The following is a 26984-nucleotide window of genomic DNA, read 5'->3' as shown; positions in this document are numbered from 1 at the left end:
AGTCCGCACACCCGACCGGCAGGCTGGGCACATGTCGATCAAGGTAGCGCTCGAGCACCGCACCACCTACACGTTCGACCGATCGGTGGCTCTGGGGCCGCACGTGGTGAGACTGCGACCGGCGCCGCACACGCGGACGCCGATCGAGGCGTACTCGCTGGACGTCCGCGCGCGGCCGGACACGGCCGGTTCCGCAGCGGTGACCCACTTCGTGAACTGGCAGCAGGATCCGTTCGGCAACTGGATGGCTCGCCTGGTGTTCCCCGAGCCGGTGCACGAGCTCGACATCACGGTCGGTGTGGTCGCAGATCTCGTCTCGATCAATCCGTTCGACTTCTTCATCGAGGAGTACGCCGAGCGCTTCCCGTTCAGTTACACGCCTGCGCTGGCCGCGGATCTCGCGCCGTACCTGCGTCCGGTCGGTGAGGTCCCAGGTGGCAGCTCCGAGCTCGGAACCGAGCAGGGCCCCGGCCCGGTGGTGACCGCGTGGCGCGAGCAGCTGCCCCCGCTCGACCCTGCCGGGGTACCCACGGTGACGTTCCTGGCCCAGCTGAACGCCGCGGTCAACCGCGACGTGGGGTACTCGGTGCGCATGGAGCCGGGCGTGCAGTCGCCCGACGAGACGCTGAACCGCGCCATCGGATCGTGCCGCGACAGTGCCTGGCTGCTGGTCTCGCTGCTGCGCCAGCACGGTCTGGCCGCCCGTTTCGTCTCCGGGTACCTGGTGCAGCTGACCTCCGACGTGGAGGCGCTCGGGGGTGGCGCCAACGGTCCCGCCGAGGACTTCACCGACCTGCACGCCTGGACCGAGGTGTACGTGCCCGGCGCCGGGTGGGTGGGGCTCGACCCCACGTCGGCGCTGTTCGCCGGCGAGGGCCACATCCCGCTGTCGGCCACTCCGCACCCGTCGTCGTCGGCGCCCATCTCCGGTGTCACCGAGCCGACCACCGTCGAGTTCGCGTTCTCCAACACGGTGCGCCGCGTCCACGAGGACCCTCGCGTCACCCTTCCGTACACCGAAGAGGCCTGGGAGCGCATCGACGCACTCGGCGAGGCCGTCGACGAACGACTCGTGGCCGGCGACGTGCGCCTCACCCAGGGCGGAGAGCCGACCTTCGTGTCCCTCGACGACATGGTCTCGGCGCAGTGGAACACCGCGGCAGACGGTGACGACAAGCGTCGCCTCGCCAGCAGTCTCGCCGACAGCCTGCGCGAGACCTTCGCCGCCGGCGGAGTGGTGCACCGCGGTCAGGGCAAGTGGTACCCCGGCGAGCCGCTGCCGCGCTGGCAGATCGCCATGCAGTGGCGCGACGACGGGGTCTCGCTGTGGTCCGATCCGGCGCTGCTGGCTGACCCGTTCGCCGAGATGGCCGCGGATCTCGATCCGGACGTCGGCCGCGAGGCAGCCGAACAGCTGGCCCGCGAGATGACCCGGCTGCTCGGGCTTCCGCACGAGCAGCTGCGACCCGCCTTCGAGGACCCGCTGCTGCAGCTGGCCGGCGAGCTGCGCCAACCCGATGGGCAGCGACCGGAGATCGACCCGGAGGTCGCCGATCCCACGCTCGTCGTGGCCCTCGACGAGCAGGAGTCGGTCCCCAGCGGGTGGGTCCTGCCGATCGTCACGGGCGAGGACTGGACCAGCCCGGACTGGACCCTGCGCCGCGGTCGCCTCGTGCTGAGCCCCGGAACCTCTGCCGTGGGTCTGCGCCTTCCCCTCGATGCGATCAGCTGGACAGCCCCCGAGGCCAGCGGCGATCCCTCCTACCTCGAGGCCGGCCCGGCCATCGACGCCTCGATCCCCACGGCGGTCGTCGTGCCGGTCGAGGGCCAGCCGACCACGGCGCTCGCGGTGGAGTCCCGCGACGGTCACGTGCACGTGTTCTTGCCACCCACCGAGCGACTCGAGGACTACGCCGACCTGCTGCACCTCGTCGACGTCGCCGCCACGACGCTCGACCAGCCGGTCGTGCTCGAGGGCTACGGTCCGCCACCGGACCCGCGCCTGACCCAGCTGGTGGTCACTCCCGACCCTGGTGTCATCGAGGTCAACCTGCAGCCCTCGGGCTCGTGGGCCGAGCTGCGCGACCTCACCTCCACCCTCTACGAGCAGGCGCGCACCCTGCGTCTGTCGACCGAGAAGTTCGACCTCGACGGCACCCACACCGGCACCGGTGGCGGCAACCACATCACCCTCGGTGGCGCCCAGGCCGCCGACTCCCCGATGCTGCGCCGTCCTGAGCTGCTGGCCAGCATGGTGGCGTACTGGCAGCGTCACCCGGCACTGTCGTACCTGTTCTCGGGACGCTTCATCGGCCCGACCAGTCAGGCGCCGCGATTCGACGAAGGTCGCCCCGAAGCGGTCTACGAGGCCGAGATCGCGCTGTCGGAGATCCATCGTCTGTCCGAGGTCGAGCGCTCCGAGGACGGGGAGGTCCCGCTCTGGGTGGTCGATCGGGCGCTGCGCAACATCCTCACCGACCTGACCGGCAACACGCACCGCGCCGAGTTCTGCATCGACAAGCTCTACAGCCCCGACTCCTCGCGCGGACGTCTGGGCCTGCTGGAGCTGCGTGGTTTCGAGATGCCGCCGCACCCCCGCATGGCCATGGTGCAGTCGCTGCTGGTGCGATCGCTGGTGGCGATGTTCTGGGAACGCCCCTACCGTGAGCCACTCGAACGATGGGGAACGGCCCTGCACGAGGACTTCCTGCTGCCGCAGGGTGCGATCCGCGACATCGAGGCCGTCGTGGCCGATCTCCAGGCGTTCGGCATCGACTTCGACACCACCTGGCTCGAGCCGTTCACCGAGTTCCGCTTCCCGCGCATCGGTGCGACCCGCATCCCCACGTCCGGAGGTGCTGCGGTCGAGCTGGAGCTGCGCAACGCCATCGAGCCGTGGCACGTGCTGGGCGAGGAGGCGACCGCTGGCGGCACTGCTCGTTACGTCGACTCCTCGTTGGAGCGCGTACAGGTGCTGGCCCGTGGTGTCGTTCCCGGCCGACACCTCGTCACCTGCCAAGGTGTTCCCGTGCCCCTCACACCCACCGGTCGCCACGGCGAGTACTACGCCGGTGTGCGGTATCGCGCGTGGCAGCCGCCCTCGGCGCTGCACCCCACGATCGAGGTGCACTCGCCGCTGACGTTCGAGGTCATCGACACGACGGCCGCCACCTCGTTGGGTGGTGCGACCTACCACGTCGTGCACCCGGGCGGTCGCGCTCACCAGCATCCTCCGGTCAACGCCCGCGAGGCCGAGTCTCGTCGCGCCGGTCGCTTCGAGGAGGGTGGTCACTCCACCGGTCGGGTCGACGTCGCGGCGCTGGAGACCCTGTCTCGGCGGGCCGCCTCGCCGGAGTACCCGCACACGCTCGACCTGCGTCGGGTGCTCCCGGTCCGACCGGGCAGGTCCCACGCGGATGGGAATGGTCGTGACGGCGCTCGGTGACTATGCGGCGGCCGTCAACCAGCCGGACCTGACCACCGAGAACACCCGCTACGACGAGGTCATCGCCCCGGACGGGTCGCTGCGACCTGCCTGGGCCGGGCTCGCCGAGACCGCGGTCCAGCTCACCGAGCGCGAGCTGCGCCGGGTCGAGGGCGACATCGAACGATTCCTCGCCGACGACGGCGTCAGCTACACGCCGCCGGACCAACCAGCCGAGCCGTGGCGGCTCGACCCGGTCCCTCTGGTGATCTCGGCCGAGGAGTGGGCGCCCCTGGAGATGGGGCTGGCGCAGCGTGCCGAGCTGATGAACGCGATCCTCGTCGACCTGTACGGTCCGCAACGACTGCTGTCGTCGGGCGTGCTGCCTCCCGCGGTGGTGTTCGGACACAGCGGGTTCCTGCGCGTCGCCGCCCGGGCGTCCTCCCGCGACCCGCAGCCGCTGCTGTTCTCGGCGGCCGACCTCGGACGGACCGATGCCGGCGACTGGCAGGTCATCGCCGACCGCGCGCAGGCGCCGTCAGGTCTCGGGTTCGCGATGGAGAACCGGCGGGTGATCTCGCGGGTCATGCCCGAGATGTACCGCCGGGCCGGCCTGCATCGCATGGCACCGTTCTTCCAGGCCCTGCGCGCGACCCTGATCGAGGCCGGCCCCGACGACCGTGCCAATCCGCGGGTCGTGGTGCTCTCGCCCGGCCCGCAGTCCGAGACCGCGTACGACCAGGCCTTCCTGGCTTCGAGCCTGGGCTTCCCACTGGTCGAGGGCAGCGACCTGACGATGCGCGACGGTGCCGTGTGGATGCGGGTTTTCGGCCGTCTGGAGCGGGTCGACGTCATCGTGCGTCGCGTCGATGCCGCGTGGAGCGATGCCCTCGAGCTGCGCAAGGACTCCCGTCTCGGGGTGGCCGGACTGTCCGAGGCGGTCCGCCGCGGCTCGGTGCGGGTCGTCAACGGCCTCGGTGCCGGCGTCCTGGAGAACCCGGCCCTCATGCCGTACCTGGCGCAGCTGTGCGAGGTGCTGCTCGAGGAGCCCCTGCGTCTGCCGTCGGTGCAGACCTGGTGGTGCGGTGACGTGCACGCGCGTCGTCAGGTGCTGGACCGCCTCGACGAGCTGGTGGTGCGCACGATCGACGACTCGGTCGATGTCAGCCAGCTGTCGCCGAACCGGCTGCGTGAGCTGATCGAGGCACAACCTCACCGGTACGTGGGTCAGGAGCCGGTGGTGCTGTCGCAGTCGCCGGTGCTGCGCCCCGACGGCATCCGGCCCCTGTCGATCTCGATGCGCACCTTCACGGTCCGGTACGGCTCCGGCTACCGGCCCATGGTCGGGGGACTGGCCAACGTCTACGACGGGCCCGATCCCGTCTCGAGCAAGGACGTGTGGGTGCTCAAGGACAGTCCGGAGGACCCCGACCAGGGGCTCGCCGACGTGCTGCCGCTGACCAATGTGCGCGCTCCCGCAGCCATGGTGCCGCGCATCCTCGAGGACATGTTCTGGTTCGGTCGCTACGGCGAACGCGCCGAGGACATGCTGCGACTGGTGCTGACGTCGCACGCGATCGGCCAGGACTTCCGCAACCGTCCCCAGAGTGCCGGTGGCGCCGGCCTGGCCGTCATGATGGGCGTTCTCGAGCACCTTGCCGGCCCGGGGTCGTCGGTCGGTGACGATCCCGACGAGCAGTTCCGGTCGGTGCTGCTGGACCCGCACCGACGCGGATCGGTCGCGCAGTCGGTCAGTGCGCTGCGCGACGCCGCCCAGAGCGTGCGCGACCAGCTGTCCCCGGACACGTGGCACGCCTTCGGCAGCACGGACCGGGCGTCGGCGGTCCTGCGTGCCTACCCCTACAGCCACCAGATCGCCGAGAGCGCGGGCCGGATGCTCACCGGCATCCTGGCGCTGCACGGCGTGACGTCGAACATGATGCGCGATCCCGGCTGGCACATGATCGCCATCGGTCGCGCCGTCGAACGAGCCATGCAGCTGATCCATCTGCTGCGGGGGAGTGCCACGGTGCGGCGCGGCATCGACGTCGATCGCGAGGTGCTGACCGCCGTCCTCACCGCAGCCGAGAGCAGCGTGACCCATCAGCGCCGGTACCGGGGTTACGTCCGGATCGCCGGGGTGCTGGACCTGCTGCTGCTCGATGCGGAGAACCCTCGGTCGCTGGCGTTCGGACACGAACGGCTGCGCGAGCACCTCGCCGCACTGCCCGAGTCCACCGGTGCGACGCGTCCCGAGCGGCTCCTCGACGACCTCGTCGAAGAGCTGGACCGGGTCGAGGTGGCGGCACTGACCGCGATCGAGGGGGAGCGCAGGCCCCACCTGGAGCGCTTCCTCGACGAGCACCTCGACCGGTTGACCCGTTTCGCGGACTCCATCGGTCAGGTCCACTTCGCACCGGCACCCGTGCCGCGGGTGTTCGGCTTCGCGACGGTCCAGGAGTAGGGGCGCCCGTGCTCTACCGCATCAGTCACCGCACCACGTACTCCTACGACGACGACGTCTCCGACAGCCTCGGCATCGCCTACCTCGTGCCGCGCGCGATGCAGTCACAGCGCGTGCGTACACATGACGTCTCCATCGAACCTGTTCCTGCTGATCGCTCGGTCGACGTCGACTACCACGGCAACACGTCGACGTACTTCCAGGTGCTCGAGCCGCATCGCAGCCTGGTCGTGCTGGCCACCAGCGAGGTCGAGGCCGCGGTCCCCGTCCACGACGAGGCGGCGCTGGCCCAGCCGTGGGAAGCGGCGCGACCGGCCGAGCGCACCGACGTGCCCGACGCGTGGAGGTCGATCGACTTCGCCGTGGCGTCGCCGTTGGTCGAGCAGACGGCGCAGGCCGCTGAGTACGGGGCGCAGTCACTGACCCCGGGACGGCCCGTCGGCGAGGCCGTCACCGACCTGATGGGGCGCGTGCACGCGGATTTTGTGTACGACAAGACGGCGACCACGGTCACCTCCACGATCGACGACGCCTTCGCCAAGCGGGCGGGGGTGTGCCAGGACTTCGCGCACCTGATGCTGGCGTGCCTGCGCTCGCACGGGCTGGCGGTCCGGTACGTCAGCGGCTACCTCGCCACCACCCCGCCTCCGGGCAAGGAGCGGGTCGTCGGTGCCGATGCCACCCATGCGTGGGTCGCGGTGTGGATCCCCGGTGGGCCGACCGGCGGGGAGTGGCTGGCGGTGGACCCGACCAACGACCAGTGGGCGGGCGACCGGTACGTCACGGTCGCGTGGGGTCGTGACTACGGCGACGTCCCGCCGGTGAAGGGTGTGATCTTCACCGAGGCGAAGACCTCGACCCTCAAGGTCGAGGTCGACGTGGCGCCCGTCTGATCAGAGGGTCGCTCGCGACCGAACGCGACACCGAACGGATCGAACAGGGACCCGGCCATCGGTGTCCCCCTCTCCGCCCTGCCACACTTGCGCGGTGAAGTCCTTCGTGTGCCGCGTGTGCGGAAATTCCCTCTACTTCGAGAACTCCGTGTGCGTGTCGTGCCACACCAACCTCGGGTTCTCCCGCGAGGAGCGAGCCATCGTCCCGGTCGACGACAAGGGGCAGTACATCGACTCTGACGGTGACATCTGGCACGTGTGCAAGAACCTCAACCTGTCCGGCTGCACCTGGCTGAGCGAGTTCCCCGGCGGCTACTGCTTCAGCTGCGCCCTCACCCGCACGCGTCCCAGCGACGCCGACGTCGTGGGTCTGCGCGAGTACAAGGTGGCCGAGGAGGCCAAGCGGCGACTCGTCGTCGAGCTGGACACGCTCGGATTCGCGGTCACACCGCGCAGCATCGACGAGGAGAACGGACTCGCCTTCGACCTGCTGTCCAGCGTCGAGGAGAGCGTCACGACCGGGCACGACAGCGGCGTCATCACCCTCGACCTGGCCGAGAGCGACGATGCGCACCGCGAGAAGGTCCGCGTCGATCTCGACGAGCCGTACCGCACGATGCTGGGCCACTTCCGTCACGAGGTGGGTCACTACATCGAGTGGCAGTACGTGCGCGGCGACCTGATCAACACCGGACGTGAGCTGTTCGGCAACGAGGAGCAGAGCTACGCCGACGCCATCGACCGGCACTACAGCGAAGGCCCGCCGTCGGGCTGGGAGCAGAACTTCATCAGCATGTACGCCACGATGCACCCGTTCGAGGACTTCGCCGAGACGTTCGCGCACTACATGCACATCTGCGACACGATCGAGACCGCGTCCGCGCACGGCCTGTCCACGGTCGGATCGCCGCAGAACTTCACCTCGTTCCGTGACCTGGTGACCGGGGTGTGGGTGCCGTTGAGCATCGGTCTGAACCAGATCAACCGGAGCATGGGCAAGGGCCCGTTGTACCCGTTCGTCATTCCGGCCCCGGTGCTGGAGAAGCTGCAGTTCGTGGCGGACCTGCCCCGCTGATCGGCCCGGGCATCGGCGATTCGGGCCTCATGGTCGTGGATGGGACACTGGAATCATGACCGAGCCCATCAAGACTCTTCCGTTGGTGTTCGAGCAGCCCCGGGGGCGCGGCAAGCCGCCCCGGCACCTGGCTGATCTGAGCGCGAAGGAGCGCACCGAGGTCGTCACCGCGCTCGGCGAGCCCGCCTTTCGGGGCAAGCAGATGGCCACGCACTACTTCTCCCGGCTCGAGCGCGACCCGTCGAAGATGACGGACCTGCCGGCTTCCTCGCGCGACGCGATCGTCGAGGCGCTCTTGCCTCCGTTGCTGACGTCGGTGCGCACCATGGAGGCCGACAAGGGAGCCACCCGCAAGACCTTGTGGCGGCTGTTCGACGGCGCGATGGTCGAGTCGGTCCTGATGCGCTACGCGGCCACGGAGACCTCGTCCGGGCGCGCCACCGTGTGCGTGTCGAGCCAGGCCGGCTGCGGCATGGCCTGCCCGTTCTGTGCCACCGGCCAGGGCGGCCTGCAGCGCAACATGAGCACCGCCGAGATCGTCGATCAGGTGGTCGACGCCGCTGGCGCCATGGCTCGCGGCGACGTCGCCGGTGGGCCGGGTCGGCTGTCCAACGTCGTGTTCATGGGCATGGGTGAGCCGATGGCCAACTACAAGGCCGTCATCGGGGCCGTGCGCCGCATGGTCGCACCCGCGCCCGACGGTCTGGGCATGTCGGCGCGCAACATCGTGGTCAGCACGGTGGGCCTCGTGCCGCGCATGAAGCAGCTGGCCACCGAAGGGATCCCGGTGACTCTGGCCCTGTCGCTGCACGCTCCCGATGACGAGCTGCGCAACGAGCTGGTGCCGGTCAACACCCGCTGGAGCGTCCACGAGGCGGTCGAGGCGGCGTGGGAGTACGCGGTGCTCACCGGCCGTCGCGTGTCGATCGAGTACGCCATGATGCGCGACATCAACGACCAGGCGTGGCGGGCCGACCTGCTCGCCGACGTGCTGCTGTCGTACGGCAAGGATGCCCGTTCGCCGGGCAGCTGGGTGCACGTCAACCTGATCCCGCTCAACCCCACTCCGGGGTCGAAGTGGACGGCGTCGCGTCGCGAGGACGAGCGAGAGTTCGTCCGCCGGCTCGAGGCCAAGGGCGTCTCCACGACCGTGCGGGACACCCGCGGCAGCGAGATCGACGGCGCCTGCGGCCAGCTCGCCGCCGCTGATGGCTGAGTCCTTTCCACGGGTGCTGGCGACCGATCTCGACGGCACGCTGCTGCGCTCGGACGGCACGGTCTCCGATCGCACCCGACGAGCACTCGAGGCTGCCTGGGCGACGGGCATCATCACGGTGTTCGTCACGGCTCGACCACCTCGCTGGCTCGATGACCTGGTCGACCACGTGGGGGAGCACGGCATCGCGATCTGCGGCAACGGCGCGTTCGTCTACGACGTGCCGCAGCGGCGTGTGGTGATCGAGCGGGCCTTCGACCCTGATGCCGTCTCGGCCCTGGTGGCCGATCTGCGCGACGCCGTGCCGGGCATCGGCTTCGCCGCCGAACGGTCCGACGGCATGGGCCGTGACCTGGAGGACCCGGGCACGGATCGCCCCGTCGGCAAGCTGCTGGCGCAGTCCGCGCAGCTGGAGGCGCCCGAGTTCCACCGGCTGGTGATGGAGGCGGTGGGGGACCGCGCCGAGATCGGCTTCAGCGGAGTGCACGGACTGGCCGAGATGACCGCCCCGGGCGTCACCAAGGCAGCTGGGCTGTCGATGTGGTGCAACGAGCGCGACATCACCGCCGAGCAGGTCTGGGCCTGCGGCGACATGCCCAACGATCTGCCCATGCTGCGCTGGGCCGGCCGCGCCTTCGCCGTCGCCAACGCGCACGCCGAGGTGCTCGCCGCCGCTCACGAGATCCTCGTCAGCAACGACGACGACGCCGTCGCCACCGTCCTCGAGCGACTCGTCGCCCCGTGAATCGCCGGGTGATGACCACCGACGGACCGCCGCCCTCGCGCCGAGGTCGTCTCGATACCGTGGGCGGGACCTCAGGAGGACCATGACCGACGACCAGAACTCGGTGCTGACGCTCGATCACGACGGCGATGTCGCCACACTCGTGCTGCGCCGCCCCGATCGCCGCAATGCGCTGAACGTCGACCTGTGTCGCGCCCTCCACGCCGGGGTCGATGACGCGATCGCCGCCGGTGCCAGGGCGCTCGTGATCACCGGCGAGGGCACGGCCTTCTGCGCCGGGGCCGACCTCGACGGGGTGTACGGCGGGGAGTTCCTCGAGGCCCTGTACGGGATGCTGCACCACCTCACCCAGTTGCCGGTGCCGATCGTCGCTGCCGTGAATGGTCCTGCCATCGGTGCAGGCACCCAGCTGGCGATGGCCTGCGACCTGCGCGTTGCCGACGAGACGGCGAGATTCGGCGTTCCCACCGCGCGCAACGGCATGGCCGTCGACGCGTGGACCATCCGCACGCTGGAGAAGCTTGCCGGCGGGGGACCGGCGCGACGCATCATGCTCGGTGCCGAGCTCCTCGACCAGACGCAGGCCCTGGACTGCGGACTCGCCGATCGGGCCGGCGCCGTCCAGACGGCCCTCGACTGGGCTCAGGAGATCGCCGCCTTCGCGCCGCTGACGCTCGCGCACAACAAGATGGTGCTCAACGGCGCACCCGGTGACGAGGCTGCCGTCGAAGCCAGCTTCGCCCACGTGTGGGCCAGCGCCGACGTCCGCGAGGCGCAGCAGGCGCGCGCCGACAAGCGCACCCCCGTGTTCGTGGGGGAGTGACGGTGACCTCGCCCGAGCGCAGCCTGGTGTTCCGCGCCCTGGAGCTCAACGTCGTCGAGGGACGCGCGGACGACATCGCCCTGACCGACGCCGCTGGATCGATGACCTACGCCCACCTCCTGCACGACTCAGCCTCGATCGCGGGAGCACTGTGGCAGCTGGGGGTGGCCGTCGAGTCCGTGGTGGCAGTCGACCTGCCGCCCGGTCGCCATCAGGTGATCTCGGTGCTGGCCTGCGCCCGCCTGGGCGCCGAGATCGGCGAGAGTCAGACGCTTCGGATCGCCGGCGACCCGATCATGCTGCAGACTCCCGACACCGAGGTGCCGTGGGACGTCCTGCTGCGGGCCGGACGCACCGACCCGGCGGGCGCACCCGATGCCGATCCTGAGGGGTACGCAGACCGGCTCCGTGCTGCCCATGAGCAGATCTTCGGGCCGCTGCTGGACGGTCGAGCGATCGTCTAGCCGTATATCCTGAGCGGGTCCACTCAAGGAGCCAGCATGCCCAAGCGCGAGATCGTCCCTGAGCCGATCGTCACGATCATCGACGACCACGACGGAGCGGAGCTGCACCCGCACACCCCACCCGAGCGCTACCAGCTGCGCGGTCGCACCTATGACCTCTACCTGTCCGAGGCCTCGAAGGATGCGGTCGACGCCTTCCTCGACAACCTGACCCGGGGCGCGGAAGTGGTCCGCGACGCCTCGCCGGCTGCACGCCGCAGCGGGACGGCCGCCACCATCCGCGACGGCTACACGATCCACGACCTGCGCGAATGGGCCCGGGCCAACGGTCACCAGGTCAGCGACAACCGGCGTGCCCCCTCCAAGGTCATCGAGGCGTTCAACACCGCGCACGCCTGAAATTGTCCGGCGCTCAGCGGGCGACTGGCTCCACGAGTGCCTCGGTGAGCGCGGCCAACTCGGTGCGACTCATGCCGTGCGCCGCCAGATAGGCCCGCCCACCGCGATGCTCGGTGGCCAACAGGGACAAGAACGTCTCCATCGTCTCGGGCACGGCAGCGAAGGCCTCGGCCGGCAGAGCGCTCATCCGCTCGCGGTAGGTCGGCAGGTCGGCGAAGAGGGCGCGCAGGGCCGGCATCTGGTCGTGGGTCAGCGCGTAGTCGGCCACGATCTCGTCGTGACTGACCCCGACCGCGTCGAGCAGGACAGCCACGGCCGTGCCGGTGCGGTCCTTGCCGGCCGTGCAGTGAGCCAGCGCCGGGGTCTGCGACGGATCGATCAGCACGCGGGCCAGGGCGACGAGGGACTCGGCCGAGGCTGCGAGATAGGCCAGGTAGTAGCGGCCCACCATCGCCGGGCCGTGTGCCTCGGCGAAGGTGCCGGCCTCGCGGGGGGCCCGCACCGGCAGATGCACCGCGCGGCGTTCGCGCTCCAGCAGGTGGGCGCTGGTCTCGGCCTCGATCTCGGCGGCCCCGCGCAGATCGATCCGGGTGGCGAGACCCAGGTCGTCGACCAGGCGTGCCGCTCCGGCCGCGTCGACGAACGCCGGCGTGGCCCCACGCAGCAGGACTCCGCGACGAACGACCTGGCCGTCGTCGGTGCGCAGGCCGCCGACGTCGCGGAGGTTCGGGAGGGTGGCGGTCATCTGACGTCGGCGGCGGCGCAGACGTAGGCCCACACGGCGCGGAGGGCGTCGTCGTCGTCGCTCTGGCCGGGCAGGTAGTACGTCGAGCGGGGGCGGCGGTCGCACCAGAACTGTCCTGACGTCTGAGCTGCCGCGTCAGCCGCGATGAGCCACACGATCGTGTCCGCGCCGGAGTCGGCGGTGCGCAGGATCGGGCCCACCACCTTGGCGAAGCGCGGCATCGAGTCGGTGATGCCGGGGGTGTCGGCCCAGCCCGGATGCATGCCGTGCACCGTGATGCCGTCGCCGGCGTACCGCTGGGCCAGCAGCTCGGCCATCGTGACCTGGATCCGCTTGGTGCGGGCGTACGCGCGGATGCCCTCGTAGCGACCTCGCTCGTACTCGATGTCGTCGCCGATCCGGTCGTCCAGGGGCGCGGAGTACATGCCGCCGGAGGCGACCATCACGACGCGTGCGGACTCTGACGCCGCCAGGGCCGGACGCAGCAGCTCGGTCATCAGCAGCGGTCCGATCACGTGGGTGGCGAGCGTCGACTCGTACCCCTGCTCGGACTCCGTGCGCTCCGGCGGCATGACGCCGGCGTTGTGCACGATCCCGTGCAGGACCGGCACTCGTCGGACGAGGTCGGTGGCGTAGGCCCGCACGGCCTTCAGGTCGCTGATGTCGCAGACCTCGGGAATCAGGTCGGCGTTCGGCTGGTCACGCCGGATGCGATCGATTGCCTCGAGCAGACGGGACTCGGTGCGGCCGAGCAGGTGCACCGTCGCGCCCAGGCGTGCGATACCGGCCGCGGCAGCCTCGCCGAGACCGCCGCTGGCTCCGGTCACGACGACGTGGCGGCCCACCAGGGAGTCCGGGGCCGCGTCGGCCGGCCACCAACGCTTGCGCAGGGCCGGTCCGACGGAGGAGTAGCCGAGCAGCAGGGACTTGTCCAGGACGGTGTCGAGCAGCTGGACAGGACGAGAGGTCATGGCCCAACCGTAGAGCGAACCTCCTCGCGCAGCAGGCCTGCCCGATCGCCAGCGCTCAGAGCAGGCCGGCGTCGTGCATCGCGATGGCGACCTGCACCCGATTGGTGGCGTCGAGCTTGGTGAAGATGTGCGAGATGTGTGCCTTGACCGTCGCCAGGCTCAGGTGCAGCGAGGACGCGATCTCGGCGTTGGAGGCACCGCGGCCGACGGCCATGGCCACCTCGCGCTCACGTTCGGTGAGCCGGTTGATGCGCGCTGCTGCGGCCTCGCTGCGCCGGTCCGGTGCCGACTCGGCGACCTGTCGGATCAGCTGGGCGGTGATCGTGGGCGACAGCATCGGTTCGCCGGCGGCCACCCGACCGATCGCATCGACGATCTCCGCCGGCGAGGTGTCCTTGAGCAGAAATCCCGTGGCGCCGGCCGCCAGGGCTCGCACGACGTACTCATCGGCGTCGAAGGTGGTCAAGATGATGATGCGGGGCGGATCCGGCGTCGCCATGATCGCCTCGGTCGCCGCCATGCCGTCCAACACGGGCATGCGGATGTCCATCAGCACCACGTCGATGCCGCCGGCCGCGACCGCGTCGACCGCCTCGCGCCCGTTGGACGCCTCACCGACGATGGTGATGGTCGGTGATCCACCCAGCATCAGGGCGAGACCGGCGCGCACCAGGGCGTCGTCGTCGGTCAGCAGCACGCGGATCATGTCGGCCACGGTAGCCATGCCTCGAGGACGAACTCGCGCTCTGGGGTGATGCGGTGTTCCAGACGTCCGCCGATGAGCTCGGCGCGCTCGATCAGGCCGATCAGCCCCAGACCGGACTCGGTGGCGCCCCGGCGATCCCCGATGGGCAGCGGGTTCAGCACGTGAACCCTCAGACCACGGTTCTCCGAGCCGTCCAGGTCAACGCTGACGACAGTCTCGGGCGCGTGCTTGCGCACATTGGTCAGGCCCTCCTGCACCACCCGGTAGAGGGTGCGTCCGAGCGTGTCGGGCAGCAGGTCCAGGCTGACGTTGGACCTCATCTGGACCCGCATGCCGGCCGATCTCGCCTCCTCGACGAGCGCAGGCAGGTCGCTGGCCGACGGTTGTGGCAGCTCGGGCGCAGCATCGCCTGGATCCTCGCGCAGGATGCCGAGCACCTCGCGCAGCTCGACCATCGCCTGGTGGGAGTTCTCCTGGATCACGTCGGCGGTTCGCCTGACCTGGTCGGGTGCGAGATCGTCGCGGTAGGACAGAGCACCGGCGTGCATCGTGACCAGGGAGATGCGGTGCGCCAGCACGTCGTGCATCTCGCGCGCGATCCGTGTGCGCTCGAACGTGCGTGCCTGTGCGACGCGGACCGCCTGATCGGACTCGGCCGTCTCGGCGCGAGCCCGGAGCGTGGCGAGCAGCTCGCGGCGCGATCCGAGGAACATGCCCCAGCCGATCGTGGTGGCCACGATCACGAGGATGAACGGCACCGTGAGGCCCAGAGCCTCGGTCGACACCGGATTCATCGCCTCGAGAACTGTGCCGGCCACCACGGTCAGCACGCCGACCGGGATGATCTCGCGCCACCGGCGGCGCGTGGCGAGTGACATCAGGGCGAGAGTGGCCGGTCCACCGGCCGATGCCGACACGGCGGTCAGCGCATTGACGACGGCGGCGACGGCCACCGGATGGGCGCGCCTCCAGAAGACCAGCCCGAGCGACGCGAGGCCGAGGACGACATCGACGGCGAACCACCAGGGTGAGTTCTCCAGCTGCCACGGCGCCAGCTCCCACCAGGCCAGCGCGGACACGGCCAGGACCAGGATCAGGCGCCACGCATGACTCCACCGCGTCAGTGGCGGTTGGTACTCGACGGGCTGCACCCTGCAAGGCTAGGCCGGGGGAGCCTCGAACCGCGTCGGCCGATGGGGTTCGACCCCTACGACTTTCGGCCAGTCGATCATGGTCGCGCGACGGATGCAGCCTGTCCGAGACGTGGTGCATGCTGGTCGCATGATCACAGTCGAACACCTCACCAAGACGTACGGTCCCTACCGGGCCGTCGACGACGTGTCGTTCACCTGCAAGCCGGGAGCCGTCACCGGCTTTCTCGGTCCCAACGGTGCCGGCAAGTCCACCTCCATGCGCATCATGGCGGGCCTGACTCCACCGACGTCAGGCTCGGCCACGATCGGCGGCGTCCACTACCGCGACATCCCCAACCCAGGCACCCAGGTCGGCGTCCTGCTCGACGCCTCGGCCCAGCACGCCGGCCGCACCGGGCGCGAGATCCTGGCGCTCAGTGCCCTCACCATGGGTCTGCCCATGAGCCGTGTCGATGAGATGCTCAAGCTCGTCAGCCTCACGCCCGAGGAGTCCAAGCGCCGGGTCAAGAACTACTCGCTCGGCATGCGCCAGCGACTCGGCATCGCCAACGCCCTGATGGGTGATCCCAAGATCCTCATCCTCGACGAGCCCGCCAACGGGCTCGATCCGGCGGGTATCCACTGGATGCGCAGCCTGCTGCGGCACTACGCCAACCGCGGCGGCACGGTGCTGCTGAGCTCGCACCTCTTGCACGAGATCGAGGTCATCGCCGACGAGATCATCGTCATCGGCCGCGGCAAGATCGTCGCGCAGGGCACCAAGGCCGAGCTCCTGCAGGGAGCGGGCAGCTACGTCCGGGCCGAGGACAACGCAGCGTTGTCGGCAGCGGCCACGGCGGCCGGTCTGGCGGTCAGCCCGTCGGGAATCGGGCTGCGCATGGATGCCGAGCCGTTGGAGGTCGGCCGTCTCGCCGCCCAGCACGGTCTCGTGCTGGCTGAGCTGCGCAATGCCGACGGAGCAGGTCTGGAAGACATGTTCCTCGAGCTCACCTCCGACACCCAACGCGAAGTCGCCACACCGGCAGGAGCCCAAGCATGAGCGCCACGACCGTGGAGATCGACACCACACGCCCCACCATCCCGCTCGTGCGCCTGCTCCAGGTCGAGCTGCGCAAGATGTTCGACACCCGTGCGGGGCGCTGGCTACTGATCAGCATCGCCGTGCTGTCGGTGCTCGCCGCGGCCGCGGTCATCGCCTTCGCACCGGACGACGTCATCACGTTCGCCACGTTCTCCACGGCGTTCGGCGTCCCTCTCGGTGTCCTGTTGCCCGTCGTCGCGATCCTTGCGGTCACGGGCGAATGGAGCCAGCGTGGTGGCCTGACCACCTTCACCCTGGTCCCCAACCGTGCCTCGGTCATCTGGGCCAAGGCGCTCGCATCGGTCGTGGTCGGCGTCGCGGCACTGCTGGTGGCGTTCGGGGTCGGCGCGCTGGGCAATGTGATCGGTGCAGCCATCAACGGCGTCGACATGGTCTGGGACGTCAGCATTCGACAGTTCTTCCTGATCCTGCTGGCCAACGTCCTGGGCCTGCTGCTCGGGTTCACGCTGGGTGCGTTGTTCCGCAACACGCCTGCCGCGATCGTCGGCTACTTCGTGTACAGCCTGGTGCTGCCAGGGCTCTTCCAGCTGTTGGCGGCACTCCAGGACTGGTTCGACAACATCCAGCCGTGGGTCGACTTCAATTCAGCACAGGCGCCCTTGTTCGAGGGCAACTTGGACGGTGAGCAGTGGGCGCAGCTGGGAACGTCGGGCCTGATCTGGTTCGTGATCCCGTTCACCGCTGGCATCCTCATGATCATGCGCAGCGAGGTCAAGTAGGCCTCGTCCCACCTCGATGACGCGGGTGAGTGAGAATGGCGGCATGCGTAGGCGTGTCGCCATTCTCGGGTCCACCGGATCGATCGGGACCCAGGCTCTGGAAGTGATCGCGGCCGAGCCCGACCGGTTCGAGGTCGTGGCCCTGGCCGCCGGTGGTGGCAACCCACGGCTCCTGGCCGAGCAGGCCATCGAGCACGGTGTCAGCGTGGTGGCCGTCGCCCGGGCGCAGGCCGCCGAGGACGTCCAGCTGGCGCTGTACGCCGAGGCGCAACGACGTGGATTCGCCCACGGCGATCACCGGGTGCCCCGGCTGCTGGCCGGCCCCGACGCCGCGATCGAGATCGCTCGCACCCCCTGCGACGTCGTGCTGAACGCCATGACCGGGGCGGTCGGCCTGCTGCCCACCCTCGCGGCCCTCGAGGCCGGCACCACGGTGGCCCTGGCCAACAAGGAGTCGCTGATCATCGGTGGCGAGCTCGTCATGCGGGCTGCGCGGCCCGGCCAGCTGGTGCCGGTCGACTCCGAGCACTCGGCGCTGGCCCAGGCCATGCGCGGAGAGCGACACGAGGAGGTCCGGCGCCTCATCGTGACCGCCAGCGGGGGGCCGTTTCGAGGGTTCACCCGCGACCAGCTCGCTGACGTGACGCCCGAGCAGGCGGCCGCCCACCCCACCTGGGACATGGGACCCGTCATCACGATCAACTCCGCCACCATGGTCAACAAGGGGCTGGAGGTCATCGAGGCGCACCTGCTGTTCGGCATCGGCTTCGATCGCATCGACGTCGTGGTGCACCCGCCCTCGATCGTGCACTCAATGGTGGAGTTCGTCGACGGAGCCACGATGGTGCAGGCCTCGCCGCCGGACATGAAGCTGCCGATCGCCCTCGGTCTCGCCTGGCCCGAGCGTGTTCCCGGCGTCGCGGCCGGCTGCGACTGGTCGGTTCCCGCGACGTGGGAGTTCCACCCGCTCGACGAGACCGCCTTCCCCGCCGTGCAGGTCGCCCGCCGCGCCGGCGAGTACGGTCGCACCGGGCCCGCCGTGTTCAATGCGGCCAACGAGGTCTGTGTGGATGCGTTCGTGGCCGGAGATTTGGACTTCCTCGGCATCGTGGACACGGTGGCTGCCGTGCTCGACGAACATCTCGCCGATCCGGTCTGGTTCACCGACACAGTCACGCTCGACAGCGTGCTGGGTGCCGATCGCTGGGCGCGCGAGCGTGCAGCACGACTCGTGGGAGACAGCCGATGAACGCGCTCATCTACGCCCTGGGCGTCCTGGCGTTCGTCGTCGGCATCGTGGTCTCCATCGGCCTGCACGAGATGGGCCACATGATCCCGGCCAAGAAGTTCGGCGTGAAGGTCACCCAGTTCTTCGTCGGCTTCGGCAACACCGTGTGGTCGACCAAGCGAGGCGAGACCGAGTATGGCCTCAAGGCCATCCCGCTCGGCGGCTACGTCAAGCTCGTCGGCATGCTGCCGCCGGCCAAGGATGCCGACCCGCACGAGGTGCGTGACTCCAACACCGGCCTGTTCACCCAGCTGGCCACCGACGCGCGCAACGCCGAGTACGAGACCGTCACCGACGACGACATGGATCGCCTGTTCTACCGCCTTCCGTGGTGGAAGAAGGTCATCGTCATGTCCGGCGGTCCGGCGGTCAACGTCGCCATCGCGGTGGTGCTCTTCGGCATCGTCATCATGGGATTCGGTGCGCAGCAACCCACCACGACCGTCGAGGAGGTCTCGGACTGCGCGATCAGCGACGCCGATGCGGGTCGTGCCTGCACCGCCGAAGATCCGGTCACTCCCGCCAAGCAGGCGGGCCTCCAGACGGGCGACGAGATCACGTCCTTCGACGGCGAGCAGGTCACCTCCTGGGAGCAGCTCTCGCGTGACATCCGCGCCAACGGCGATCGCCCGGTCGAGCTCGGCTACACCCGCGATGGCAGTGCCGAGACGGTCACGATCTCGCCCTCGGTGATCGCCCGGGCCGATCTGGACGATCCCGACTCCACGGTGCAGGTCGGCTTCCTGGGCGTCCAGCCCGCGACCGCTCTGGAGCGCGGCACCCCCGTCGACGTCGCCCAGACCATGTGGCAGTACGTCGAGGGCACCGCCGAGGCCATCGTGTACCTGCCGGCGCGCATGGTCGACGTCACGCAGGCTGCCTTCGGCGCCGAACGCGATCCCGAAGGTCCGGTCGGCGTGGTCGGGGCGAGCCGCATCTCCGGTGAGCTGGTCACCCTCGGTGACCCCACGTGGGGTGAACGCGCCAGCCGGGTGCTGGCGCTGCTGGCCGGGCTCAACGTGTTCCTGGCCATGTTCAACATGATCCCGATCCTGCCGTTCGACGGCGGCCACGTCGCCGGTGCGCTGTGGGAGGGGCTGCGGCGCGGATGGGCTCGCCTGCGCGGTCGACCGGATCCCGGGTACGTCGACGTCGCCAAGGCGCTGCCGGTGGCCTACGCCATGGGGCTGGTCCTTATCGTGATGAGCGTGATCCTCGTCTATGCCGACATCGTCAATCCAGTGAGGCTGTCATGACCACACCGTCGTCATCGTCCGTTCCGATCTCGCTCGGCATGCCCGAGGCGCCGCCGCCGGTCCTCGCGCCGAGGCGAAAGACCCGCAAGATCAAGGTCGGCTCGATCGACGTCGGCGGAGACGCTCCGGTGTCGGTGCAGTCCATGACCACGACGCTGACGTCCGACGTCAACAGCACCCTGCAGCAGATCGCCGAGCTGACGGCCGCGGGCTGCGACATCGTCCGGGTGGCCTGTCCGAGCACCGATGATGCCGAGGCGCTGCCGCAGATCGCGCAGCACTCCAACATCCCGGTGATCGCCGACATCCACTTCCAGCCCAAGTACGTCTTCGCGGCCATCGAGGCCGGCTGCGCCGCGGTGCGCGTCAATCCGGGCAACATCCGCAAGTTCGACGACCAGGTCAAGGCCATCGCGCAGGCCGCCAAGGATCACGGGACGTCGATTCGCATCGGCGTCAACGCCGGATCCCTCGACAAGCGCATCTTCGAGAAGTACGGCAAGGCTACGCCCGAGGCGCTGGTCGAGTCGGCCGTCTGGGAGGCGTCGCTGTTCGAGGAGCACGACTTTCACGACTTCAAGATCTCGGTCAAGCACAACGACCCGGTCGTCATGGTCCAGGCGTACGAGATGTTGTCCGAGCGGGGCGACTGGCCGCTGCACCTCGGTGTCACCGAGGCCGGACCCGCCTTCCAGGGCACCATCAAGAGCGCCACGGCGTTCGGTGCGCTGCTGAGCAAGGGCATCGGCGACACGATCCGGGTGTCCCTGTCGGCCCCGCCGGTCGAAGAGGTGAAGGTCGGCATCCAGATCCTGCAGTCACTGAACCTGCGACCCCGCAAGCTCGAGATCGTCTCCTGCCCCTCGTGCGGTCGCGCCCAGGTCGACGTCTACAAGCTGGCCGAGGAGGTCACCGCCGGACTCGAAGGACTCGAGGTCCCGCTGCGCGTGGCCGTCATGGGCTGCGTCGTCAACGGCCCCGGCGAGGCCCGCGAAGCCGATCTCGGCGTCGCCTCGGGCAACGGCAAGGGCCAGATCTTCGTCAAGGGCGAGGTCATCAAGACCGTGCCGGAGAAGGAGATCGTGGAGACCCTGATCGAGGAGGCCATGCGCATCGCCGAGACCATGGAGCCCGTCGAGGGCGGCAGCGCCTCGGTCAAGATCACCTGATCCCTGCCCACTCCGCGGCCCCGACGTAGGCTGAGCCAGAGCGCGACTGGACACGGCGCAACAGGACACGGGCGAGGAGGCGATCACGATGCTGCGGACATCGACGGAACTGCGGCCCCTCGGCCCCGATGACCTGTCCGACCTGCTGGCGCTGCTGCACCGCGACCCCCAGGTGAACCTCTTCGTGCGATCCCGCGTCGACGCCACCGGACTGAACCGGCGGTGGATCGGCAGCCGGGTGCTGGGCTACTTCGAGGACGGTCAGCTCGTCTCGGCCTGCCATGCCGGCGCCAACATCGTGCCCGTCGAGGCGACCGGAGCTGCCATCGAGGCGTTCGCCAGCCAGCTGCTGGCCGACCGCGTGAAACCCTCCTCGATCGTCGGCCCCCAGACGGCCGTGCTGGACCTGTGGCAGAAGGTCTGCGCCGAGTGGGGCCCCGCGCGATCGCCGCGGCTCGACCAGCCCTTCATGACCATCACCCACGACAGTGCGCTCACCCCGGATCCTCGCGTCCGTCGCATCGCGCTCGACGAGATCGATCTGCTGTACCCCGCCAGCGTCGCCATGTTCACCGAGGAGGTCGGCATCGATCCCGAGATCGGCGGTGGCGGGTACCTCGCCCGGGTGACCCAGCTGGTGGCCCAGGGATGGTCGTTCGGCATCGTCGAGGAGGACTCGATCCTGTTCAAGGCCGAGGTCGGGGCGGTGTCGCCGGAGGCCTGCCAGCTGCAGGGGGTCTACGTGCGTCCTGACCTGCGGGGTCGCGGTATCGCGGCACCTGCGCTCGCAGCCGTCGTGGAACAGGCCCGGGCCACGATCGCCCCGGTGGTCACCCTGTTCGTCAACGACCACAACATCGCGGCGCGCCGGGCCTACGAGAGGGTCGGCTTCGAGCAGACCGACACGTTCGCCTCGATCCTGCTCTGAAGACGTTCCGGCGACTGGCACCATGGCTGGCATGACGACGTCCTCCCGCTCACGCGAGCCCTACCTGCTGGCGGCACTGCTGGGCGGCGCAGGCGTGCTGCACATCGTTCGACCCTCGCTGTTTCGTTCGATGGTGCCGGCCCCGTTGCCTCGCAAGCACGAGCTGGTGCTCGTCTCGGGCGCGGTCGAGATCGCTGCGGCCGCACTCCTGCTGCACCCGTCGAGCCGTCGGGCCGGGGGAGCGGTGGCTCTGGGCCTGTTCGCCGGCGTGTGGCCGGCCAACCTGCAGATGACCGTCGATGCGGTCCGCGGGCCCCGGCCACGCTGGTACGTCGCCGCCACGATCGCTCGCCTGCCGCTGCAGATCCCGCTGCTACGGGTCTCGGCCCGCCTCGCCCGCTCGCAGGCACCGAGTGGGGTCCGGGTCCGGTCCCGCCGATAGGGTCGCGCCATGCGCATGTCCCGAATGTTCCTTCGTACGCTGCGCGACGATCCGGCCGATGCCGAGGTGCCCAGTCACAAGCTGCTGGTGCGTGCCGGCTACATCCGTCGCGTCGCCCCGGGCATCTACTCCTGGCTGCCACTGGGGCTGCGGGTGCTGGCCAAGGTCGAGGCCATCGTCCGCGAGGAGATGGAGGCGATGGGAGCTCAGGAGGTGCGGTTTCCCGCGCTCTTGCCGCGCGAACCGTACGACGTCACGAACCGGTGGACCGAGTACGGCCCCAACCTGTTCCGGCTCTCGGATCGCAAGGGCAACGACATGTTGCTCGGCCCCACCCACGAGGAGATGTTCAGCCTCTTGGTCAAGGACCTGTACTCCTCGTACAAGGACCTGCCGCTGAGCCTGTTCCAGATCCAGACCAAGTACCGCGACGAAGCCCGTCCCCGCGCCGGAATCTTGCGTGGACGCGAGTTCATCATGAAGGACTCGTACTCCTTCGACATCGACGACGCCGGGCTCGAGGTGGCCTACCAGGCGCACCGAGACGCCTACATCCGTATCTTCGACCGCCTCGGTTTCGAGTACGTCATCGTGGCGGCCGACTCAGGCGCCATGGGCGGCTCGGCCAGCGAGGAGTTCCTGGCCGTCTCCGAGACCGGTGAGGACACGTTCGTTCGCTCCGCTGGCGGCTACGCGGCCAACGTCGAGGCGGTCACCACGATCCCGCCGGCCCCCATCGACCACACGGGCCTGCCTGCGTCACGACCCGTCGAGACTCCGGGCACCCCGACGATCGATTCGCTGGTGTCTCACCTCAACGACGCCTTCGCTCGCGACGACCGTCCCTGGACGGCCGCCGACACGCTCAAGAACGTGCTCGTCATGCTGCGCCACCCTGACGGCACCCGCGAACCGCTGGTCATCGGCGTGCCCGGTGATCGCGAGGTCGACGCCAAGCGGCTCGAGACCCAGGTGTCACCCGCCGAGGTCGAGCCGTTCGAGGACAAGGACTTCGCCGCGAATCCGGCCCTCGTCAAGGGCTACATCGGACCTGTTCTGATGGCGCCCGGGTCCGGCGCGGTCCTCGGCGCGGAGAGTTCCTCGGGCATCCGCTACCTGACCGACCCCCGCGTGGTCGACGGCACCTCGTGGGTGACCGGGGCCAACGTCCAGGGCTCGCACGTCATCGGCCTGGTGGCCGGACGCGACTTCACCCCCGACGGGACCATCGAGGCAGCAGAGGTGCGTGCGGGCGATCCAGCACCCGACGGCTCGGGCCCCCTGTCCCTGGCACGCGGCATCGAGATGGGGCACATCTTCCAGCTCGGTCGCAAGTACGCCGAAGCGCTTGGTCTGCAGGTGCTGGACCACAACGGCAAGCTCGTCACGGTCACCATGGGCTCGTACGGCGTCGGCATCTCCCGCGCCGTGGCTGCTGTCGCCGAGTACGCCCACGACGACCTCGGGTTGGCCTGGCCGGCTGCGCTGGCCCCGTTCGATGTCCACGTCGTGGTGGCCGGCAAGGACCAGACCATCCTCGACGCCGGATCGCAGCTGTACGACGATCTGCGCGGGGCCGGACTGGACGTGCTGATCGACGACCGACCCGGCAAGGTCTCGCCGGGCGTGAAGTTCAAGGATGCCGAGCTGATCGGCGTCCCGATCACCGTCGTGGTCGGCCGGGGCATCGTCGACGGATCGGTGGAGCTGAAGCTGCGAGCCTCCGGCGAGCGCGAGGACGTCGATGTCGCTGACATCGTGCAGAGCGTCGTGGACACCGTGCGGGGTTCAGGCGCCAGCTGATCTGGGCCGATCTGCGGCGGCGAGTCCCGGGAACGCGCGGGCCTCGCCGCCCCAGCGCAGCTCGGCGACGGCAGCGGTACGGAGCCCACGGATCGCGAACGACCGATCCTGGGTGAGCGAGGCACCGACGACCGCCACGCACGCAGCCTGGATGCGCTGCTCGAGCGACCGGGCGGCCGCGCGGGCGTCATCGGCGGAGTCGAGCGGGCCGACGTCGTAGCTGGGACGTGCCACGGTCGTGTCGCGAGCGATGCGAGCCAACAGACCGTCTCGCGTGGCGACGTGCGCTGCGGCCGAGGCGCGGGCGAGGTCGTCGACATCGGGGACACGCGCCTGCACGAAGGGATAGAACCAGGTCGCCTCGCGCTCGAGCTCCAGCCAGTCGATCAGTCGACGCTGTCGTCCCTGAGGTTCGGTGCCGGTCACGCGGTCACGTCGTTCATGCCGACACCGTCGCCGCGCACTGGTCGAGGCCGGCTGCCATCGCGGCCAGCACCTGCGCGAGATCGATGGAGACCGCTTGGCCGGCTCCGGACGTCCGGGCGTCGGCGGCGGTGCTGCAGGCCTCGGCGAGGTCATCGCCCACCGTGGGCGCCTCGGGCCGACCCGGGGGCAGGGAGTCACGCTGCTGGATGAGGGCGGCGATCACCTCGGTAGGTGCGTCAGCGCTCTCAGCGAGCACCACCAGTGCGATCGCATCAGCCAGCGCGAGCGCTGTGAGACGGACATCGCCGGGGGCGGGCTCGGGGAGCGGCTCGACGCCGACGGCCCGAAGCGCATCGTCGAGCGTGTCGGTCTCGACCGCTGCGACGACTCCTGCGCCACCCACCACGATCACGCTCCCGGTGCCGATGAGGAGCGCACGCCGACTGACCACGACGCCACGGTAGTCCAGCCGGGTCAGCCGGGCCCGGTCTGGGCCGTCAGCCCGGCGACCACGAGTCGGGTCAGCCGCCGGCGGGACGAAGCGCTGGTGCCACCACGTCGCGCACCAGGTCGAGGGCGTCGAGGGCGCGCTGCTCGTCGCGATAGATGCCTCCGACAGCGACGGCTCCCTCCAGCACGATCAGGACGTGGCCGGCCAGGCGCTTCGCCTCGGTCTCCTCGACCGCCGCGTCCAGCAGGATCTGCTCGAGTCCGCGACGCACGGTGGCCAGCGACCCACGCACGACAGCCAGCGAGGGGTCGTCATCGCCCGCCAGCTCAGCGGCTGCGTTCACCAGGGCACAACCGCGAAATCCACCGCCGACGTCGGTCTCCGGAATGCGGGCGTACCCGTGCACGTACGCGAGGATACGCTCCAGCGGATCGTCCCCGGCGGCCTCGAGCAACCCGGCCAGTCGGTGTCGCCACCGCTCCTCGCGGGCGGTCAGATAGGCGGGCGTGGTGAACCGCGCCCGGCGCGGTGGGGCAGCGTCGTATCCGGGGTGTTGATCCGACGCTGCCCCACCGGGGCCGGCGCTGTTGGGACGCCAAGTCACCGCCTCATGCGGTGGACGCGGCCTCGGGGTGATCGCTGACGTCGTGCGTCGCGGCTGAGTGGTCAGAGCACCCCGTCTCATTCGGTAGCATGTCTGCACGCCGCCGCGACGGTCGATCACGACCCGCGGTCCGAGCGCAGCACCCGACAACAGAACACTGGAGGAACGACATGGCCGATCGACTCGAAGCACTGATCGAGGCCTGTGTCTCAGAGCTCGGCCTCGATCTGGAGGCCGTCGAGATGACCTCCGGTGGCCGCCACCGCAGACTGCTGGTCGCAGTGGACGCCGACGGAGGCGTCGACATCGACGTGATCGCCCGGGTGACCCGTGCGCTGTCGGCCGAGCTCGACGCCGACGACTCGATCGTGGGGCCCGCCGCCTACACGCTCGAGGTCACGTCGCGCGGTGTCGAGCGTCCGCTCACCGCACCGCGACACTGGCGACGCAACACCGATCGGCTGGTGCGCGTGCGTCTGACCGACGAGACCGTGACCGAGGGCCGCATCGGCGCCAGCGACGACACCGGGGTCGACCTGATGACCAAGGCGGCCGCTCGCCGCATCGACTATGCCGACATCGCGTCGGCCGTGATCCAGGCTGAGCTGAGCAAGCCGCCTGCTGGAGAGGATGACTGACATGGACATCGACATGTCCGCACTACGGATGCTCGAGCGCGAGAAGGGCCTGAGCGTCGAGATGCTCACCGACGCGATCGAGACGGCCCTGCTCTCGGCCTACCAGAAGACCTCGGACGCGCACCGCGAGGCGCGTGTCGAGCTCGACCGGTCGACAGGCCACGTCACGGTCTGGGCCAGGGAACGGATCGAGTCCGAGCCCGTCGAGGTCGACGAGACGGCCGATGAGGAGACGCCGCCGGTTGCACCGGTCCGACCCGAGCCGCGGTTCACGCCGGAGTTCGACCACACGCCCGACGACTTCGGGCGCTACGCGGCCACCATCGCGCGCCAGCTCATCATGCAGCGCATCCGCGATGCCGAGGACAAGTCGAACTTCGGTGAGTTCTCCGGCAAGGTCGGCGACATCGTCTCCGGCACGATCGTCCAGGCGCGCGACGCCGGTGACGTTCGCCTCGACCTCGGCAAGATCGAGGCGATGCTGCCGCCCAACGAGCGCGTGCCCGAGGAGCGGTATGCCCACGGTGAGCGGCTCAAGGCCTACGTGTACGAGGTCGACATGGGCATGCGCGGCCCGCGGGTCAAGGTCTCGCGCACCCACCCGAGCCTGGTCAAGCTGTTGTTCGCGCTCGAGGCCCCCGAGATCGCCGACGGCTCGGTGGAGATCGCTGCGATCGCACGTGAGGCCGGGCACCGAACCAAGATCGCGGTGCACGCCACGATTCCGGGCGTCAACGCCAAGGGATCGTGCATCGGCCCGATGGGCCAGCGGGTGCGTCAGGTGATGCACGAGCTGCACGGCGAGAAGATCGACATCGTCGACTACAGCGAGGACCCGGCCGAGTTCATCGGCCACGCGCTGTCGCCCTCGCGGGTCAAGAGCGTCACGATCGTGGACGCGAGCACCCGATCGGCCCGCGTGGTCGTCCCGGACTTCCAGCTGTCGCTCGCGATCGGCAAGGAGGGGCAGAACGCCCGTCTGGCGGCCAAGCTGACCGGTTGGCGCATCGACATCCGTTCGGATACCGCGGACCCGGCGGCATCGAGATCTGCGCCGATCGACGACGAGCGGTGACGAC

General features: G+C 69.7%; 26 protein-coding genes. 19 read left to right on the top strand and 7 right to left on the bottom strand.

Going from position 1 to position 26984, the window contains the following annotated elements; all coding sequences use genetic code 11:
• Positions 1-31 precede the first annotated feature (31 nt).
• The 9 genes from ACHAA3_RS09530 (at position 32) to ACHAA3_RS09490 (ending at position 11503) form a co-directional block, all read left to right on the top strand.
• A complete protein-coding gene (locus ACHAA3_RS09530; protein WP_435708760.1) occupies positions 32-3445 on the top strand; it encodes a DUF2126 domain-containing protein in 3414 nt (1137 codons plus the stop codon).
• Positions 3417-5888, top strand: a complete 2472-nt coding sequence (locus ACHAA3_RS09525) for a circularly permuted type 2 ATP-grasp protein (RefSeq protein ID WP_435708759.1) — start codon at positions 3417-3419, stop codon at positions 5886-5888. The genes ACHAA3_RS09530 and ACHAA3_RS09525 overlap by 29 nt, the downstream gene beginning before the upstream one ends.
• Positions 5889-5896: 8 nt before the next feature.
• Entirely contained in the window at positions 5897-6781 is an 885-nt protein-coding gene (locus ACHAA3_RS09520; RefSeq protein WP_435708758.1) for a transglutaminase family protein, read from the top strand.
• A gap of 94 nt (positions 6782-6875) precedes the next feature.
• Positions 6876-7856, top strand: coding sequence for a zinc-binding metallopeptidase family protein (locus tag ACHAA3_RS09515; protein WP_435708757.1), 981 nt, complete (start codon positions 6876-6878; stop codon positions 7854-7856).
• A 55-nt stretch (positions 7857-7911) separates the two neighbouring features.
• On the top strand, positions 7912-9072 hold the full coding sequence (rlmN, locus tag ACHAA3_RS09510) for a 23S rRNA (adenine(2503)-C(2))-methyltransferase RlmN (protein ID WP_435708756.1): 1161 nt from the start codon (positions 7912-7914) through the stop codon (positions 9070-9072).
• Positions 9065-9817: an HAD family hydrolase gene (locus ACHAA3_RS09505; protein WP_435708755.1), complete on the top strand. Its 753-nt coding sequence runs from the start codon at positions 9065-9067 to the stop codon at positions 9815-9817. The genes rlmN and ACHAA3_RS09505 overlap by 8 nt, the downstream gene beginning before the upstream one ends.
• Positions 9818-9899: 82 nt before the next feature.
• On the top strand, positions 9900-10640 hold the full coding sequence (locus tag ACHAA3_RS09500; protein WP_435708754.1) for an enoyl-CoA hydratase: 741 nt from the start codon (positions 9900-9902) through the stop codon (positions 10638-10640).
• Positions 10641-10642: 2 nt separating this feature from the next.
• A complete protein-coding gene (locus ACHAA3_RS09495) occupies positions 10643-11104 on the top strand; it encodes an AMP-binding protein (RefSeq protein ID WP_435708753.1) in 462 nt (153 codons plus the stop codon).
• A gap of 36 nt (positions 11105-11140) precedes the next feature.
• Positions 11141-11503, top strand: a complete 363-nt coding sequence (locus ACHAA3_RS09490) for an Lsr2 family DNA-binding protein (protein WP_435708752.1) — start codon at positions 11141-11143, stop codon at positions 11501-11503.
• 13 nt (positions 11504-11516) lie between these two features.
• Here ACHAA3_RS09490 and ACHAA3_RS09485 read toward each other — a convergent pair whose 3' ends face one another.
• Genes ACHAA3_RS09485 through ACHAA3_RS09470 form a run of 4 tightly spaced genes read right to left on the bottom strand, consistent with a single transcriptional unit; the run spans position 11517 to position 15076 of the window.
• The gene (locus ACHAA3_RS09485; protein ID WP_435708751.1) at positions 11517-12248 is read right to left on the bottom strand and encodes a tyrosine-protein phosphatase; all 732 of its coding nucleotides are present in this window, start codon (positions 12246-12248) and stop codon (positions 11517-11519) included.
• Positions 12245-13219, bottom strand: a complete 975-nt coding sequence (locus ACHAA3_RS09480; RefSeq protein WP_435708750.1) for an SDR family NAD(P)-dependent oxidoreductase — start codon at positions 13217-13219, stop codon at positions 12245-12247. Before ACHAA3_RS09480 ends, ACHAA3_RS09485 begins: the two co-directional genes overlap by 4 nt.
• A 55-nt stretch (positions 13220-13274) precedes the next feature.
• Complete coding sequence (locus ACHAA3_RS09475; RefSeq protein ID WP_435708749.1) at positions 13275-13925, bottom strand: response regulator transcription factor; 651 nt, start codon at positions 13923-13925, stop codon at positions 13275-13277.
• Positions 13922-15076 carry a sensor histidine kinase gene (locus ACHAA3_RS09470; RefSeq protein ID WP_435708748.1) on the bottom strand — a complete coding sequence of 385 codons (1155 nt, stop codon included), beginning with the start codon at positions 15074-15076 and terminating at the stop codon, positions 13922-13924. The genes ACHAA3_RS09475 and ACHAA3_RS09470 overlap by 4 nt, the downstream gene beginning before the upstream one ends.
• Positions 15077-15206: 130 nt before the next feature.
• On the opposite strand from ACHAA3_RS09470, the gene ACHAA3_RS09465 reads away from it, so the two are divergent.
• From ACHAA3_RS09465 to ACHAA3_RS09430, 8 genes are all read left to right on the top strand, one after another.
• The gene (locus tag ACHAA3_RS09465) at positions 15207-16118 is read left to right on the top strand and encodes an ABC transporter ATP-binding protein (RefSeq protein WP_435708747.1); all 912 of its coding nucleotides are present in this window, start codon (positions 15207-15209) and stop codon (positions 16116-16118) included.
• The gene (locus ACHAA3_RS09460) at positions 16115-16900 is read left to right on the top strand and encodes an ABC transporter permease (RefSeq protein ID WP_435708746.1); all 786 of its coding nucleotides are present in this window, start codon (positions 16115-16117) and stop codon (positions 16898-16900) included. The genes ACHAA3_RS09465 and ACHAA3_RS09460 overlap by 4 nt, the downstream gene beginning before the upstream one ends.
• Positions 16901-16943: 43 nt before the next feature.
• A complete protein-coding gene (dxr, locus tag ACHAA3_RS09455; RefSeq protein ID WP_435708745.1) occupies positions 16944-18149 on the top strand; it encodes a 1-deoxy-D-xylulose-5-phosphate reductoisomerase in 1206 nt (401 codons plus the stop codon).
• Positions 18146-19444 carry a M50 family metallopeptidase gene (locus tag ACHAA3_RS09450; protein ID WP_435708744.1) on the top strand — a complete coding sequence of 433 codons (1299 nt, stop codon included), beginning with the start codon at positions 18146-18148 and terminating at the stop codon, positions 19442-19444. The genes dxr and ACHAA3_RS09450 overlap by 4 nt, the downstream gene beginning before the upstream one ends.
• Positions 19441-20613 carry a flavodoxin-dependent (E)-4-hydroxy-3-methylbut-2-enyl-diphosphate synthase gene (ispG, locus tag ACHAA3_RS09445; RefSeq protein ID WP_435708743.1) on the top strand — a complete coding sequence of 391 codons (1173 nt, stop codon included), beginning with the start codon at positions 19441-19443 and terminating at the stop codon, positions 20611-20613. The genes ACHAA3_RS09450 and ispG overlap by 4 nt, the downstream gene beginning before the upstream one ends.
• Before the next feature lie 88 nt (positions 20614-20701).
• The gene (locus tag ACHAA3_RS09440; RefSeq protein ID WP_435708742.1) at positions 20702-21541 is read left to right on the top strand and encodes a GNAT family N-acetyltransferase; all 840 of its coding nucleotides are present in this window, start codon (positions 20702-20704) and stop codon (positions 21539-21541) included.
• Between the two features lie 31 nt (positions 21542-21572).
• On the top strand, positions 21573-21983 hold the full coding sequence (locus tag ACHAA3_RS09435) for a DoxX family protein (protein WP_435708741.1): 411 nt from the start codon (positions 21573-21575) through the stop codon (positions 21981-21983).
• 15 nt (positions 21984-21998) lie between these two features.
• Entirely contained in the window at positions 21999-23786 is a 1788-nt protein-coding gene (locus ACHAA3_RS09430) for a proline--tRNA ligase (protein ID WP_435708916.1), read from the top strand.
• Here the strand turns inward: ACHAA3_RS09430 and ACHAA3_RS09425 are convergent.
• From ACHAA3_RS09425 to ACHAA3_RS09415, 3 genes are all read right to left on the bottom strand, one after another.
• Entirely contained in the window at positions 23772-24212 is a 441-nt protein-coding gene (locus tag ACHAA3_RS09425; RefSeq protein ID WP_435708740.1) for a DUF4439 domain-containing protein, read from the bottom strand. The two genes, ACHAA3_RS09430 and ACHAA3_RS09425, sit on opposite strands and share 15 nt — an antisense overlap.
• Before the next feature lie 13 nt (positions 24213-24225).
• Positions 24226-24663, bottom strand: a complete 438-nt coding sequence (locus ACHAA3_RS09420; RefSeq protein WP_435708739.1) for a hypothetical protein — start codon at positions 24661-24663, stop codon at positions 24226-24228.
• Positions 24664-24733: 70 nt separating this feature from the next.
• Complete coding sequence (locus tag ACHAA3_RS09415; RefSeq protein WP_435708738.1) at positions 24734-25267, bottom strand: LmrA/YxaF family transcription factor; 534 nt, start codon at positions 25265-25267, stop codon at positions 24734-24736.
• 170 nt (positions 25268-25437) lie between these two features.
• Here ACHAA3_RS09415 and rimP point away from each other — a divergent pair, with 170 nt between their 5' ends.
• On the top strand, positions 25438-25905 hold the full coding sequence (gene rimP, locus ACHAA3_RS09410; RefSeq protein WP_435708737.1) for a ribosome maturation factor RimP: 468 nt from the start codon (positions 25438-25440) through the stop codon (positions 25903-25905).
• Between the two features lies 1 nt (position 25906).
• Positions 25907-26980: a transcription termination factor NusA gene (nusA, locus tag ACHAA3_RS09405; protein ID WP_435708736.1), complete on the top strand. Its 1074-nt coding sequence runs from the start codon at positions 25907-25909 to the stop codon at positions 26978-26980.
• The last annotated feature ends 4 nt before the right edge of the window (positions 26981-26984 follow it).

Source organism: Aeromicrobium sp. CF3.5 (genome assembly GCF_051262695.1).
GTDB lineage: Bacteria > Actinomycetota > Actinomycetes > Propionibacteriales > Nocardioidaceae > Aeromicrobium.
This window is presented reverse-complemented; position numbering and strand designations above follow the sequence as displayed.